Consider the following 14,529-nt stretch of genomic DNA (forward strand, 5'->3'; position numbering starts at 1 on the left):
TTCCTATAAGAAATACTGGCTTAATCGTAACAAAATTTGTTGCGATTTTTTCTTTTATTTTAATTTTAGGAAAACGCTTGCATCTTATTTTACTAAGTGCTATACTGATGATAGAAATTTATTGATTGGAGAATCATTATGAGAAAAATACCATCTCAAACTGAGAAAAAAATGGTCTACAGCATCCGTTCCCTCAAAAATGGAACTGGTTCTGTCCTTATTGGAGCAAGCCTTATTCTGCTTGCCATGGCTACACCAACTATCTCAGCAAACGAAAATACACCAACCACTAACGAACCCAGCAACAGAAATACGACCTCCCTTACTCAACCTCTTACTGATGCAACAAACATCGCTGGCAAGAACGAAAGCGATTTTTCTTCACCCGATAGTGCAAACGCTTCCCTAAAGAAAACAGAAGAAAAACCTGCAACAGAGCCAACTACTCCTGCTGCAACTCCCGCCGATTCAGCCCCACAAACCGGACAAGATCGTTCAAGTGAACCAACTACTTCTACGAGTCCAGTAACGACTGAAACTAAGGCAGAAGAACCAATAGAAGACAACTACTTCCGTATCCATGTCAAAAAGCTTCCTGAAGAAAACAAGGATGCTCAAGGACTATGGACTTGGGACGATGTTGAAAAACCATCTGAAAACTGGCCTAACGGAGCCTTGTCCTTTAAGGATGCCAAAAAAGATGACTATGGCTACTACCTAGATGTCAAATTAAAGGGAGAACAAGCCAAGAAAATTAGCTTCCTCATCAATAATACAGCTGGGAAAAATCTAACCGGCGATAAATCGATAGAAAAACTGGCACCAAATATGAATGAGGCTTGGTTGGACCAAGAACACAAGGTTTTCTCTTACGAGCCACAACCTGCAGGAACTATTCGCGTCAACTACTACCGTACAGATGGCAACTATGACAAGAAATCTCTCTGGTACTGGGGAGATGTGAAAAATCCAAGTAGTGGTGAATGGCCTAACGGAACAGATTTTACGGCTACAGGCAAATATGGTCGCTATATCGATATTCCACTCAAAGATGCAGCTAAAGACCTTGGATTTTTATTACTAGACAGAAACAAACAAGGAGACGATGTGAAAATCCGTAAAGAAGATTATAAGTTCACAGATTTAAAAAATCATAGCCAAATTTTCCTAAAAGACGATGATGAATCGATTTACACAAATCCATACTATGTCCATGATATCCGTATGACAGGAGCCCAACACGTAGGCACTTCTAGCATTGAGAGTAGTTTTTCAACACTTGTCGGTGCTAAAAAAGAGGATATCCTCAAACACTCCAACATCACTAATCACCTAGGAAATAAAGTAGCTATCACCGATGTTGCAATCGATGAAGCTGGTAAGAAAGTGACCTACAGTGGAGATTTCTCGGACACAAAACATCCTTATACCGTGAGCTACAACGCTGACCAATTCACTACCAAAACAAGCTGGCGTCTGAAAGATGAGACTTACAGTTATGATGGCAAACTTGGAGCTGACCTAAAAGAAGAAGGAAAACAAGTTGATTTAACCCTTTGGTCACCAAGTGCTGACAAGGTTTCTGTCGTTGTCTACGACAAGAATAACCCTGAAAAAGTGGTTGGAACTGTCGCTCTTGAAAAAGGGGAAAAAGGTACTTGGAAACAAACTCTAGATAGCACAAACAAACTCGGAATCACAGATTTCACTGGATACTATTATCAATACCAAATCGAGCGTCAGGGTAAAACTGTTCTTGCACTCGATCCTTACGCTAAGTCCCTCGCTGCTTGGAATAGTGACGATGCCAAGATTGACGATGCCCATAAAGTGGCTAAAGCCGCCTTTGTAAATCCAGCTAAACTAGGACCTCAAGACTTGACTTATGGTAAGATTCACAACTTCAAGACTCGTGAAGATGCCGTTATCTACGAAGCTCATGTGCGTGACTTCACTTCAGATCCTGCCATTGCAAAAGACTTGACCAAACCATTTGGTACCTTTGAAGCCTTTATTGAAAAACTAGACTATCTCAAAGACTTGGGTGTGACCCACATCCAGCTCCTTCCAGTCTTGTCTTACTACTTTGTCAATGAATTGAAGAACCATGAACGCTTGTCTGACTATGCTTCAAGCAACAGCAACTACAACTGGGGATATGACCCTCAAAACTACTTCTCCTTGACTGGTATGTACTCAAGCGATCCTAAGAATCCAGAAAAACGAATCGCAGAGTTTAAAAATCTCATCAATGAAATCCACAAACGTGGTATGGGAGCTATCCTAGACGTAGTGTATAACCATACAGCTAAAGTCGATATCTTTGAAGATTTAGAACCAAACTACTACCACTTTATGGATGCTGATGGGACACCTCGCACTAGCTTTGGTGGTGGACGCTTGGGAACAACCCACCATATGACCAAACGGCTCCTAGTTGACTCTATCAAATATCTGGTTGATACCTACAAAGTAGATGGATTCCGCTTCGATATGATGGGAGACCATGATGCCGCTTCCATCGAAGAAGCGTACAAGGCTGCACGCGCCCTCAATCCAAACCTCATCATGCTGGGTGAAGGTTGGAGAACCTATGCTGGTGATGAAAACATGCCTACTAGAGCTGCTGACCAAGATTGGATGAAACATACCGATACTGTCGCTGTCTTTTCAGATGACATCCGTAACAACCTCAAGTCTGGTTATCCAAATGAAGGTCAACCTGCCTTTATCACGGGTGGCAAGCGTGATGTCAACACTATCTTTAAAAATCTCATTGCTCAGCCAACCAACTTTGAAGCAGATAGCCCTGGAGATGTCATCCAATACATAGCAGCCCATGATAACTTGACCCTCTTTGATATCATTGCCCAGTCTATCAAAAAAGACCCAAGCAAGGCTGAGAACTATGCTGAAATCCATCGTCGTTTGCGACTTGGAAACCTCATGGTCTTGACAGCTCAAGGAACTCCATTTATCCACTCTGGTCAGGAATACGGACGCACCAAACAATTCCGTGACCCAGCCTACAAGACCCCAGTAGAAGAGAACAAGGTTCCAAACAAATCTCACTTGTTGCGTGATAAGGACGGCAATCCATTTGACTATCCTTACTTCATCCATGACTCTTACGATTCTAGCGACGCTATCAATAAGTTTGACTGGACTAAGGCTACAGACAGCAAAGCTTATCCTGAAAATGTCAAGAGTCGTGACTATATGAAAGGGTTGATTGCCCTTCGTCAATCTACAGATGCCTTCCGACTTAAGAGTCTTCAAGATATCAAAGACCGTGTCCACCTCATCACTGTACCAGGCCAAAATGGTGTGGAAAAAGAAGACGTGGTCATTGGCTACCAAATCACTGCTCCAAACGGAGATATCTACGCAGTCTTTGTCAATGCGGACGAAAAAGCTCGTGAATTTAACTTGGGAACTGCCTTTGCCCACCTCAGAAATGCTGAAGTTTTAGCAGATGAAAATCAAGCAGGTCCAGTCGGAATTGCCAACCCTCAGGGGCTTGAATGGACTGAAAAAGGCTTGAAATTAAATGCCCTTACAGCTACTGTTCTTCGAGTCTCTCAAGGCGGTGCCATCGTTGCCCCAGCTGTAGAAGAAAAACCAGAATTTGATCTTTCTAGCTTAACACAAGAGCAAGGTCAAAATAACGGCCAAGAAAATACTCCAAACCGAGTCGTCAAACCGGAACATCAAGATCCAGCTCCACAAACTAAACCTGACTCTACAAAACTAGATACAAAAGTAGCGGACGCAGATCATAAACCTAGCCAAACTACAACTGATTCACAAGCTGAAAAACCAGCCCAAGAAGCACGAGTATCATCTGTAAGTGAAGCTGTTCAAAACGAATCAGTAGAAAACCCTAGCAAGGAAAATATACCTGCGCCTCTAGCTAAACAAGCTGAACTTCCAAATACAGGAACCAAAAACGATCACAAACTCCTGTTTGCAGGAATTAGTCTCCTTGCCCTTCTAGGTCTCGGGTTCTTACTAAAAAACAAAAAAGAGAACTAAACTAGCCCTCCTATAGAACAATCCCCCAAGCATTAAAGCTCGGGGGATTAATTTTTGCCCTGATAATCCTATCTGTCAAATCATATATTCCACACTATAGGTCGCATCCGAGAGTATTCGTGCCAAAAATTGCTTGGTTCTTTCTTCTTTTGGACGACTAAAGAAATCATGGGCATTATTTTCTTCAACAATTTTCCCACCATCCATAAAAATGACATGGTTGGCTACATCTCTGGCAAAACCCATCTCATGAGTCACTACTACCATAGTAACTCCTTCTTTAGCTAACTGTTTTAAAACATCTAAAACATCTCCTACCAACTCTGGATCCAAGGCCGATGTCGGCTCATCTAATAAAATGACCTCTGGTTTCACAGCGATGGCACGCGCAATGCCAATTCGTTGTTGCTGGCCTCCAGAAAGCTGAGAAGGATAATAATCTTTATAAGCTAGTAAACCAACTTTTTCTAAGGCAGCTTCCGCACGTTTGGTTGCTTCTTCCTTAGGAATTTTCCGAGCAATTACCAAGCCCTCTAAAATATTTTCCAAGGCGGTCTTATTAGCAAATAAATTATAATGTTGGAAAACGAAGGCTGTCTTCTGGCGAATTTCTAAAATATCTTTTTTGGTCAATTTGCCAAGATCGTAGTCTTTATCAGCAAGCTTCAAAGAGCCACTATCGGCCTTTTCTAAATGATTGAGACATCTGAGAAAAGTCGTTTTACCTGATCCAGATGGCCCCAATATTACAACCACATCCCCTTGGTTGACCTTGAGATTAACATCTTCTAGGACTTGTCTGTCTCCAAATTTTTTTGCAACATGTTCTACTTGTAACATTGTCTCCTCCTATGCTAAACCTGTACTGGGCACTACTTGTCCCTTTTCTCTTCGAATATAGCGTTTCTCTATAATTGAAAAGCCCCATTGAATCAATCCGCAAATAAGAATGTACTGTAAAAAGATCACAAAATAGGATTCAAAATACTGATAACCATAAGACGCTTCAACACGGGCAATGGCTGTAATATCCTTAATGGTCATCACAAAAACCAAAGAGGTTCCTTTTACAATATTTATAACTAGATTAGCCAGATTGGGCAGAGCTGATCGCAAGGCCTGTGGAAAAATAATCCTCACATAAGCTTGACTAGTGGTTAAGCCAATCGCTTGTGCAGCTTCTAATTGTCCCTTATCCACAGTCAAAATAGCCGAACGTAAGATTTCTGATAAACTACCTGTTGTCATCAGGCTATAGATAATAAAAGCATAATAGATCGGATTGAGTTTAAAGATATCAACATCACTTCCTATGCTTTTGAGAAATTGATTGAGCAAACTCGGAAACAAACTATAAAAGAAAAGAATCAGCAAAATCGGAGGTGTTGCTCTTATAAAAGCTAGATACACGAGAGAGAAAGTTCGAACACCTTTTACTTTATATATTTGTCCCAGAGCTAAAAACAAGGCTGGTAGAAAACTTAAGATCATGGCTACAATCATGATAATCAAGGTGGTCGGTACCCCTTTTAAGGTCTCTAAAAAGGTTTTTGCAATATAGTCTAAATCCATATCCTATCTCCCTTTCGTTTCCAAAGATTTTTCTAACAAGCGACTCAAGAAGGAAACAGCCAAGGCTACACCCCAATAAAGAATGGCAACCGCTGTATAGGTTTCAAGAGAGTAATTCCCCAAATTACGACTGATTAAGAGATTCCCAGCCCCCATGACATCCACAAAACCAATCGTATATGCTAGGGCAGCGTCCCGCATCAAATTTAGAATAGCGGTCGTCATATTTGGAAGAGCCACTTGAAAAGCCTGAGGAAAAATGATTCTCCAAAATGTCTGACTAGGGGTCAGACCAATACTGACTCCAGCTTCCATCTGACCTTTGGGAATTGCCTGATAAGAAGCCTTAAACACTTCTGCAATGATAGCCGCAAATAGCAAGACCATGGTGAATAAGACGAAGACCGTCTTAGACCAGTTGTTGATATCTAAATTCAACCACCATTTTAAAAATTCAGGTAAACCATAAAAGACAAGGAATAGTAAAACAATAGGAGGAGTACAGCGAAGAGTGAAAATATAACCCTTAGAAAGACCTGCAAAAGTCTTATCTTCTCCCACTTGAGCCCAAGCCAGTAAGCCACCGAAAAGGGAACCAAGGATTGTAGTAAAAAAGAGAATGGACAAGGTCATCGGAAGAGCCTGCCATAAGGTTGGTAAAAATTGGAACACTCTTGAAAAATCATATGAAACCATATAAACCTCTTTCTAATACTCAATGAAAATCAAAAAGCAAACTAGCCACAGGTTGCTCAAAACAGTGTTTTGAGGTTGTGGATAGAACTGACGAAGTCAGTAACCATACCTACGGCAAGGCGTCGTTGACGCGGTTTGAAGAGATTTTCGAAGAGTATAACATTCCTGATTGTTCATCTAATCTTTATCAACGTAGCTAAAGACGTCTTCTTTAAAGTATTTTTGAGAAAGCTTAGCTAAAGTACCGTCTTCTTTTAATTCTTTAATAGCTTTTTCATACTCTTTAGCAAACTTCTCACCCTTTTCATCACGGTGAATCAATGGATAGGTTGGGATTCCTTTATAAGGGAACCAGCTAAGTTTGTCCGCATATTGGTGGTAAGAACCATCCTCTGCTGTCACTGCTTTTTCAAAAGATAACTTGATATCAAAGAAGGCATCATATCGTCCTTCTAAAACCCAAGCATAAGCATCTGCCACCTTGAAGGATTCAGCAGCTGTCAACTCAATTGGTGTATCCTTATGCTTCTCGTTATAACTATTGATGACATTCCACTGGGCATTTTGAGGAGAGATGGGTACTAATTTTCCTTTATTTTTGGCAAAATCATCAATATTCTTATATTTGGCTTCATCTTCTTTTCTAACAGTAAAACCAATAATGCTGGCTCCTACTGGCTCAGATGGAATAATAAATTTCTTAGCCCGTTCATCTGTATACCAAGCACCTTTAGTTCCAATATCGTACTTGCCAGACTCAAGTCCAATCAAGAGATCATCATCACTAGTTCCAGTATACTCAAATTTATAATCTGCTAATTTCTCATCAACCGCCTTTAAAACAGCGACTTCATAACCATCTGATTCCCCTTTTTCGTCAATAAAATCATAAGGGACATAGTTTTGAGTATGGGCAACTTTTAAAGTTGTTACTTGTCCAGATGAAACTGCATCTGCACCTTTAGCAGATGCTCCCGCCAAAGTTCTACCAATAATCGTTGCTCCAAGCACTGCCGCAACCGCAACTCCACCAATAATCCATGTTTTCTTACTCATATTCTTCTCCTTTACTTATCTAATGCCTCTCTCACCCACTGGATACGCTCCACTGCAATATCACTCGGAATGGTACAATCTGCTCCAAGTATGAAGCCCTCTTTTCCTGTTTCTTCTACCAATCGTTTGGTTTCAGCTTGAATTTCTTCCTTACTGCCTCGATAAAGAAGGCCATCTTCACCGTTTTCAAATCCTCCCAGAACAGCACGACCCTTGAAAATCTCACGACCTTCTTTTAGGCTAATTCCTTCTGGACCAACTGCCCAGTTAAAAACATGAGCTGGATAGTCGGCAAAGATATGAATATCGTTTCGAGCTCCTTCATAGCCACAGATATGAAGGATATTTACCCCACCAACCGACTTAGCCGCTTTTAAAACAGTCAGTTCACTCGGCGCAATAATCTCCTGATAGGCTTCAGCAGAAACACGCGCATCCTGAATACTTTGCACACTGAGATAAATACCGTCTGCTCCTGCATCTTTAATAATAGCTTGACTCAAGCTAGCGATATCTTGCGCAATCACATCAAGGACTTTTTTCAATTTCTGAGAATCTTGAACTAAGAAATCTGCAATGAGATCATCTCCACCAGACACTTCTCCAAGTAACCATTTGAGGTAGGTCACAGGCGCAAAAATATTGTAAATAGCAACAATATCTTCCGTAAACTCCTGCTTAATCTTCTTCACTAATTCTACCTGCTCTCTAATCCACGGATGATCTTCACCCAGAGGTTGAATCTCTGCCAACTCTTGGAGTGACTTTCCTTTGGCAATAACTGGATTTGGATAAGCAAAATAGCCATCACTCATCAACTTGATAAAGTCTGGATGTAGGTCACGGATAAAACGTTTGTGACCTTGTATGTTCTTTTCAATAATCACAGGATTGGAAAATCCCTTTAACCATTCCTCTTCTGATGTAAAGTGGTGCCAAAAACCTACAGGTACACGGTCAACCACTTCTCCTCTAAATGCTTTTAAAACCCATTCTCTTTTTTCTGACATCTCTATTCTCCATTTCTTTCTTTTTCAACTAATAAAACACTGGCAATATCATTGGTTTGAATAAAGCGAAGACTTCTCTTCTGAAAATCCTGAATCCCATGACAACTTGGCCCTTCCTTACAAGTAAGTCCCTTTGTAAGACTGATCGCAAGTAAGATGACAAAGCCGAGGGCCGTCCCTACCAATAGCCACTTTTTTCTTTTCATAAGGCCCTCCTATTCTAAAATAGCAGCCTGACGAATCCAGTCCAATCGTTCTAATTCAAAGTCATCTGGAACCGTGCAATCCGCTCCAAGAAGGACTCCTCTAGTCCCAGCTTCAGCCAACAAGCGTTTGGTTTCCTCTTGTAGTTTAGCCTTGCTACCTCCATAAAGCAGGCTCTGCTTTCCATTTTCAAAACCACCCAAGACCGCTTTGCCATGAAATAGCTCCTGACCTTGAGGTAAGCTGACTGCTTCATGGTGGGTTGCCCAATTGAAAACTTGGGCTGGATAATCTTTGAAAATAGTCACATTGTTACTGGCACCTTGGAAACCGCAGATATGCAGGATATTTACCCCACCTACCTGATTGGCAGCTTCTAAAACCTTTATGTTGCTTGGCTCGATATAGGTCTGATACAATTCTGCTGTGATGCGCTCATCCTGAATTTCTTGTGTACTGAGATAGATTCCATCTGCTCCACCATCCTGAATGATTGCCTTGGTTAGGATTGCGATATCCTCAGCTATTACATCTAAAATCTCCCTGAATAGCTCTGGATTTTCGAGTAATAGATTAGCAACCTCCTTATCACCTCTAGAAGTCTCTGTACGAAACCAACGTTTCAGGTAGGAAATCGGAGAAAAGATATTGTAGAATGAAGCAATGTCCTCAGTGAAGGTTGCTCGAATAGCTTCTACCACTTCTACTTGTTGCTGAATCCAAGGATGGTTTTCACCAATCGACTCAATAGAAGCCAGCTCCTGAATACTTGAAACCAAAGGACTGTAGACATTACTTGGATAAATGAAAAATCCGTCACTCATCATTTTGACAAAATCAGGATGAATTCTTTCAACGTACTTCCGATGTCCCTCTACACTTTTTTGAAAGATACGTGGGTTATTTAAACCTTGCCCTTTTTCCTCCAGTGTTACAAAATGAAACCAAAAGCCTACAGGAACTCGTTCCACCTCTTCTCCTCGGATGGCTTTAAAAACCAGCTCTCTTTTACTTGTCATACTTTTCTCCTTCCATTTGGATTGAAACCATCTTACCACTCCTTTTGACCTTTTCCCAATATATATTGACTATCGACTTGATTGATATTGTTTATATCAATAACGAAAAAATCTCTGGAAAGCTTGATTTTACTAGCTTTTCAGAGATTCTTTTCTGTTTATTGCTTTTTTAAAATAGTTGTTATATAGATTTTTTATCAGCCTGATTAGGATTTTTTATTAAGCCTCTTTCATGGCAAAGTATTCCCGTACTTTGGGTGCCACTTGCATTCCGAATAGTTCAATAGCTCTCAGAACCTGGTCATGGGTCATGGAACCAAGCGGTAGATGGAGCATGAAGCGGTCCAAACCTAAGTCTTCAATCATACGAATCAATTTTTCGGCCACCTGATCTGGATTGCCCACAAACATAGCACCATTTGGCCCAACTTGCTCCAAATATTGCTCATAACGCAATTCCTGCCAGTGCGGACGGTCTTTGGAAATAGCATCCACCACTTGCTTGGTTGGATGGAAATAATCTTTCACCGCCTGCTCGCCATCTTCAGCAATCCAACCCCAAGAATGAGCTCCCACTTTCAGGTCTTTTTCTACATGACCGGCATCCCTACCGATCTCACGATAAGCCTGAATCAACTTTTTAAAATAACGCGGATTACCACCAATAATAGCATAGACAATCGGTAGGCCTGCCTGAGCAATCTTCACTGTTGATTCGACATAACCACCTGTCGCTATCCACAAGGGTAATTTGTCCTGAGCTGGACGAGGATAAACTTCCTTGCCAGATATTGTTTGGGTCAAGCGGCCTTGCCAGTCTAACTTGGTCTTTTCATTAACTAACTGTAGCAAGTCTAATTTCTCATCAAAAAGCGCTTCGTAGTCTTTCAAATCATATCCAAACAGGGGAAATGATTCCGTGAAAGAACCCCTTCCAGCCATAATCTCCGCACGTCCATTTGACAAAGCATCAATAGTGGCATACTGTTGGAACAAACGAATCGGATCCATGCTCGAGAGAATGCTGACCGCACTAGTCAAACGAATTTTCTTGGTATTGACTGCCCCAGCTGCCAGGATAATCTCTGGGGCTGATACCGCAAAATCCGCTCGATGGTGCTCACCAATCCCATACACATCCAAACCAACCTTGTCAGCCAGTTCAATCTCTGCCAGCAACTGGCGAATGCGTTCGGCATGACTGTAAGTCTGTCCAGTCCCTTCAAGCTCCGTTGTTTCCCCAAATGTTGAAATTCCCAATTCTACCACAGTAATTCTCCTTGTCTATTTCGGTCCTTCATTTTGACAAATTATTCTAACACTCAATGAAAATCAAAGAGCAAACTAGGAAGCTAGCCGCAGGCTGTACTTAAGTACGGCAAGGTGAAGCTGACGTGGTTTGAATTTGATTTTCGAAGAGTATAACACGAATCTTGAGTACAAGCAACCCATTTGCTCACAAGAAAAAGCCTAGGTAACTAGACTTTTTTAGCTTATTCTACCGTTACTGATTTAGCAAGATTACGTGGTTTGTCCACATCAAGGCCACGGTGGAGTGTTGCAAAATAAGCGACCAATTGCGTTGGCACAACCATTGAAATTGGTGAGAGGTAAGGGTGGACGGTCGTAAGAACGATGTCGTCTGTATCTTTGGCAACATTTTCTTCTGCAATAGTGAGAACCTTGGCACCACGGGCTGCCACTTCTTGGATATTTCCACGAGTGTGGTTGGCAAGGACTGGATCTGACAAGAGGGCCAAAACAGGCGTTCCTTCTTCAATCAAGGCAATGGTTCCATGCTTGAGTTCTCCTGCCGCAAAGCCTTCACACTGGATGTAAGAAATCTCTTTAAGCTTAAGACTTGCTTCCATAGCTACGTAGTAATCTTGACCACGCCCAATATAAAAGGCGTTACGAGTTGTTTCAAGAAGCTCACGAACCTTGGCTTCAATGTTTTCTTTCTCTGAAAGAGTTGACTCGATAGACTGAGCTACGATTGACAATTCATGAACCAGGTCAAAGGCTTGCGCTTTGGCATTGCCATTTGCTTCTCCTACTGCTTTTGCAAGAAAGGCAAGGGCTGCAATTTGTGCTGTATAGGCCTTGGTTGATGCCACGGCAATTTCAGGACCTGCATGAAGAAGCATAGTATGGTTAGCTTCACGAGAAAGAGTTGAGCCTGGTACGTTTGTCACTGTCAAGCTTGGGATTCCCATTTCATTAGCCTTAACCAAAACCTGACGGCTATCCGCTGTTTCACCAGATTGGCTGATAAAGATGAAGAGTGGTTTCTTGCTGAGAAGTGGCATACCGTAGCCCCACTCAGATGAGATTCCAAGTTCAACTGGTGTATCTGTCAATTCTTCCAACATTTTCTTAGAAGCAAATCCTGCGTGGTAAGATGTCCCAGCTGCAAGGATGTAGATACGGTCTGCGTCTTGAACAGCCTGGATGATAGCTGGGTCTACGACAACTTGACCAGCCTCATCTGTGTAGGCTTGGATGAGTTTACGCATAACCGTTGGTTGCTCATCGATTTCCTTAAGCATGTAGTAAGGGTAAGTTCCCTTACCGATATCAGACAAGTCAAGTTCCGCAGTATAGCTAGCACGTTCACGACTGTTGCCATCATAGTCTTGAACTTCCACACTATCAGCCTTGACGATTACCAACTCTTGGTCATGAATTTCCATGTATTGGTTGGTTTCACGAATCATAGCCATAGCATCTGAGCATACCATGTTATATCCTTCCCCAAGACCAATCAAAAGTGGTGATTTATTCTTAGCTACGTAGATAACTTCAGGATCTTGTGAGTCAACCAAGGCAAAGGCATAAGAACCACGGATGATGTGAAGAGCTTTTTTGAAGGCTTCAAGAACTGACAAGCTATCTTCTTCTGCAAATTTTCCAATCAAGTGAACGGCGATTTCCGTATCTGTTTGCCCTTTGAAGTGGTGACCTGCAAGGTATTCTTCCTTGATTTCAAGGTAGTTCTCAATCACCCCATTGTGCACCAAAACAAAACGTTCTGTCTCAGAGCGGTGTGGGTGAGCATTGTCTTCCGTTGGTTTCCCGTGAGTCGCCCAACGAGTATGTCCGATACCAGTTGTTCCCTCAACACCAGCTGTCTTGGCAGACAATTCTGCTATACGACCAACAGCCTTGACTAGATGGTTTTCAGCACCACCTAGAACAAAAATTCCCGCAGAATCATAGCCACGGTATTCGAGCTTTTCAAGCCCTTGAATCAAAATATCAGTTGCATTTGTGTTTCCAACAACACCAACAATTCCACACATAGTATATACGACACAGACCAGCTGTGCTTTCTCCTTAAAATTGGTATAGTCTAATTCCTCTTTTATAGAATCAGCAAAAACAGTATATACTTGTTTCTTTCACTTGTCAAGAGTAAAAATTGGTATAGTTCAAATTACTCTCCTGTAAGCAAAAGACTCTGACCAATTAGGATAATCAGTCAGAGTCCTTTTTAAAATCCATTATTATCGCTTAATTCCTTGAACCAGTGCCCTGATTTCTTCAGACGACGTTCTTGCGTTTCCAAGTCTAATTCGACCAAGCCATAGCGATTTTTATAACTATTGAGCCATGACCAACAGTCAATAAAGGTCCAGATTAAGTATCCTTTACAGTTGGCTCCATCTTCAATAGCACGGTGAAGTTCACGAAGATGACCTTTTACAAAGTCAATACGGTAATCATCTTGAATCATTCCATCTTGACGGAATTTTTCTTCCCCTTCAACACCCATACCATTCTCTGTCAACATCCACTCAATATTGCCATAATTTTCCTTGATATTTTGGGCAATGTCATAAATCCCTTGCTCATAAATCTCCCAGCCACGATGAGGATTGATTTTACGTCCAGGCATCACATAAGGCTCGTAAAAATGTTCTGGCAAGAGTGGACTCTCTGGATGCTTAGCAAATCGAGGTGCCATAACACGCAAAGGTTGATAGTAGTTGACACCAAGGAAGTCCACCGTATTGTCACGAATAAGATCCAACTCCTCCTCTGTAGCATCAGGCAAGAGACCGTATTCATGCAAGATTTCTACTAACTCCTGTGGATAAGTACCCAAAACGGACGGATCTAAGAAAGATTGGGCCTGAAAGAGGTCCGCAATACGAGCTGCCTTGACATCAGCAGGATGCTGGCTACGTGGATAAGCCGGTGTCAAGTTGAGGACAATCCCAATCTTGGAATCAGGCAAGAGTTCATGACAAGCCTTAACCGTCCGACTGCTAGCCAATTGTGTATGATAAGCTACTTTAACGGCTGCCTCTGCATCCACCTTATGTGGATAATGGGCATCGTAAAAATAGCCAAATTCTACTGGAACGATTGGCTCGTTAAAGGTAATCCATTGATCCACTAAATCTCCATAAGTCTCAAAACAAAAACGAGCATAGTCTTCATAGGCTGAGACAGTCGCCTTATTTTCCCAACCATCACCATCCTCTTGAAGGGCAAAAGGCAAATCAAAATGATAAAGATTCACTAAAAGACGAATCCCTTTGTCCTTAATAGCCTCAAAAACCTTACGGTAAAAGTCTACACCTTGAGGATTGACTTCCCCACGCCCTTGTGGAAAAATCCGTGACCACTGAATAGAAGTCCGAAAGGCCGTGTGACCAGTTTCTAACAGTAGCTCAATATCCTGTTCCCAGTTTTCATAAAAAGTCGATGTCTTATCTGGACCAATTCCATTATAGTAACGATTTGGCTCCACTTGGTACCAATAATCCCATAGATTATCTCCCTTACCGTCACCAGCTACACGTCCTTCTGTTTGTGGTCCAGAAGTAGAGGATCCCCAGACAAAATCCTTTGGAAATCTTAGCATACATTTACCTCTTTATCTACTCATTTTTCCCATTATATAGAAAAAACAAGGTAAAAACTAGTTA

General features: G+C 41.7%; 11 protein-coding genes. 1 reads left to right on the top strand and 10 read right to left on the bottom strand.

Translation table 11 applies throughout. The features are described from left to right. Positions 1–138: 138 nt before the first annotated feature. Complete coding sequence (locus OCF95_RS03540; RefSeq protein ID WP_261104914.1) at positions 139–4,035, top strand: pullulanase; 3,897 nt, start codon at positions 139–141, stop codon at positions 4,033–4,035. A gap of 75 nt (positions 4,036–4,110) precedes the next feature. On the opposite strand, the gene OCF95_RS03545 is transcribed toward OCF95_RS03540, so the two are convergent. The 10 genes from OCF95_RS03545 to bglA form a co-directional block, all read right to left on the bottom strand. Then, complete coding sequence (locus OCF95_RS03545; protein WP_023946737.1) at positions 4,111–4,875, bottom strand: amino acid ABC transporter ATP-binding protein; 765 nt, start codon at positions 4,873–4,875, stop codon at positions 4,111–4,113. Positions 4,876–4,884: 9 nt separating this feature from the next. After that, complete coding sequence (locus OCF95_RS03550; RefSeq protein WP_024056765.1) at positions 4,885–5,607, bottom strand: amino acid ABC transporter permease; 723 nt, start codon at positions 5,605–5,607, stop codon at positions 4,885–4,887. Positions 5,608–5,610: 3 nt separating this feature from the next. Next, positions 5,611–6,303, bottom strand: coding sequence for an amino acid ABC transporter permease (locus OCF95_RS03555; protein ID WP_004256697.1), 693 nt, complete (start codon positions 6,301–6,303; stop codon positions 5,611–5,613). A 177-nt stretch (positions 6,304–6,480) separates the two neighbouring features. Beyond that, entirely contained in the window at positions 6,481–7,359 is an 879-nt protein-coding gene (locus tag OCF95_RS03560) for a transporter substrate-binding domain-containing protein (RefSeq protein ID WP_023946740.1), read from the bottom strand. 11 nt (positions 7,360–7,370) lie between these two features. After that, complete coding sequence (locus OCF95_RS03565) at positions 7,371–8,369, bottom strand: uroporphyrinogen decarboxylase family protein (RefSeq protein ID WP_049499508.1); 999 nt, start codon at positions 8,367–8,369, stop codon at positions 7,371–7,373. Between the two features lie 2 nt (positions 8,370–8,371). Further along, positions 8,372–8,575 carry a hypothetical protein gene (locus tag OCF95_RS03570; RefSeq protein WP_084947831.1) on the bottom strand — a complete coding sequence of 68 codons (204 nt, stop codon included), beginning with the start codon at positions 8,573–8,575 and terminating at the stop codon, positions 8,372–8,374. A 9-nt stretch (positions 8,576–8,584) separates the two neighbouring features. After that, positions 8,585–9,592, bottom strand: a complete 1,008-nt coding sequence (locus OCF95_RS03575; RefSeq protein ID WP_261104915.1) for a uroporphyrinogen decarboxylase family protein — start codon at positions 9,590–9,592, stop codon at positions 8,585–8,587. A gap of 219 nt (positions 9,593–9,811) precedes the next feature. After that, on the bottom strand, positions 9,812–10,861 hold the full coding sequence (locus tag OCF95_RS03580) for an LLM class flavin-dependent oxidoreductase (protein ID WP_261104917.1): 1,050 nt from the start codon (positions 10,859–10,861) through the stop codon (positions 9,812–9,814). Between the two features lie 224 nt (positions 10,862–11,085). After that, positions 11,086–12,894, bottom strand: a complete 1,809-nt coding sequence (gene glmS / locus OCF95_RS03585; RefSeq protein ID WP_261027214.1) for a glutamine--fructose-6-phosphate transaminase (isomerizing) — start codon at positions 12,892–12,894, stop codon at positions 11,086–11,088. Between the two features lie 191 nt (positions 12,895–13,085). Beyond that, the gene (bglA, locus tag OCF95_RS03590; protein WP_101782137.1) at positions 13,086–14,465 is read right to left on the bottom strand and encodes a 6-phospho-beta-glucosidase; all 1,380 of its coding nucleotides are present in this window, start codon (positions 14,463–14,465) and stop codon (positions 13,086–13,088) included. Positions 14,466–14,529: the final 64 nt, after the last annotated feature.

Source organism: Streptococcus mitis (assembly GCF_946188615.1).
In the GTDB taxonomy this organism is placed as follows: Bacteria; Bacillota; Bacilli; order Lactobacillales; family Streptococcaceae; genus Streptococcus; species Streptococcus mitis_BZ.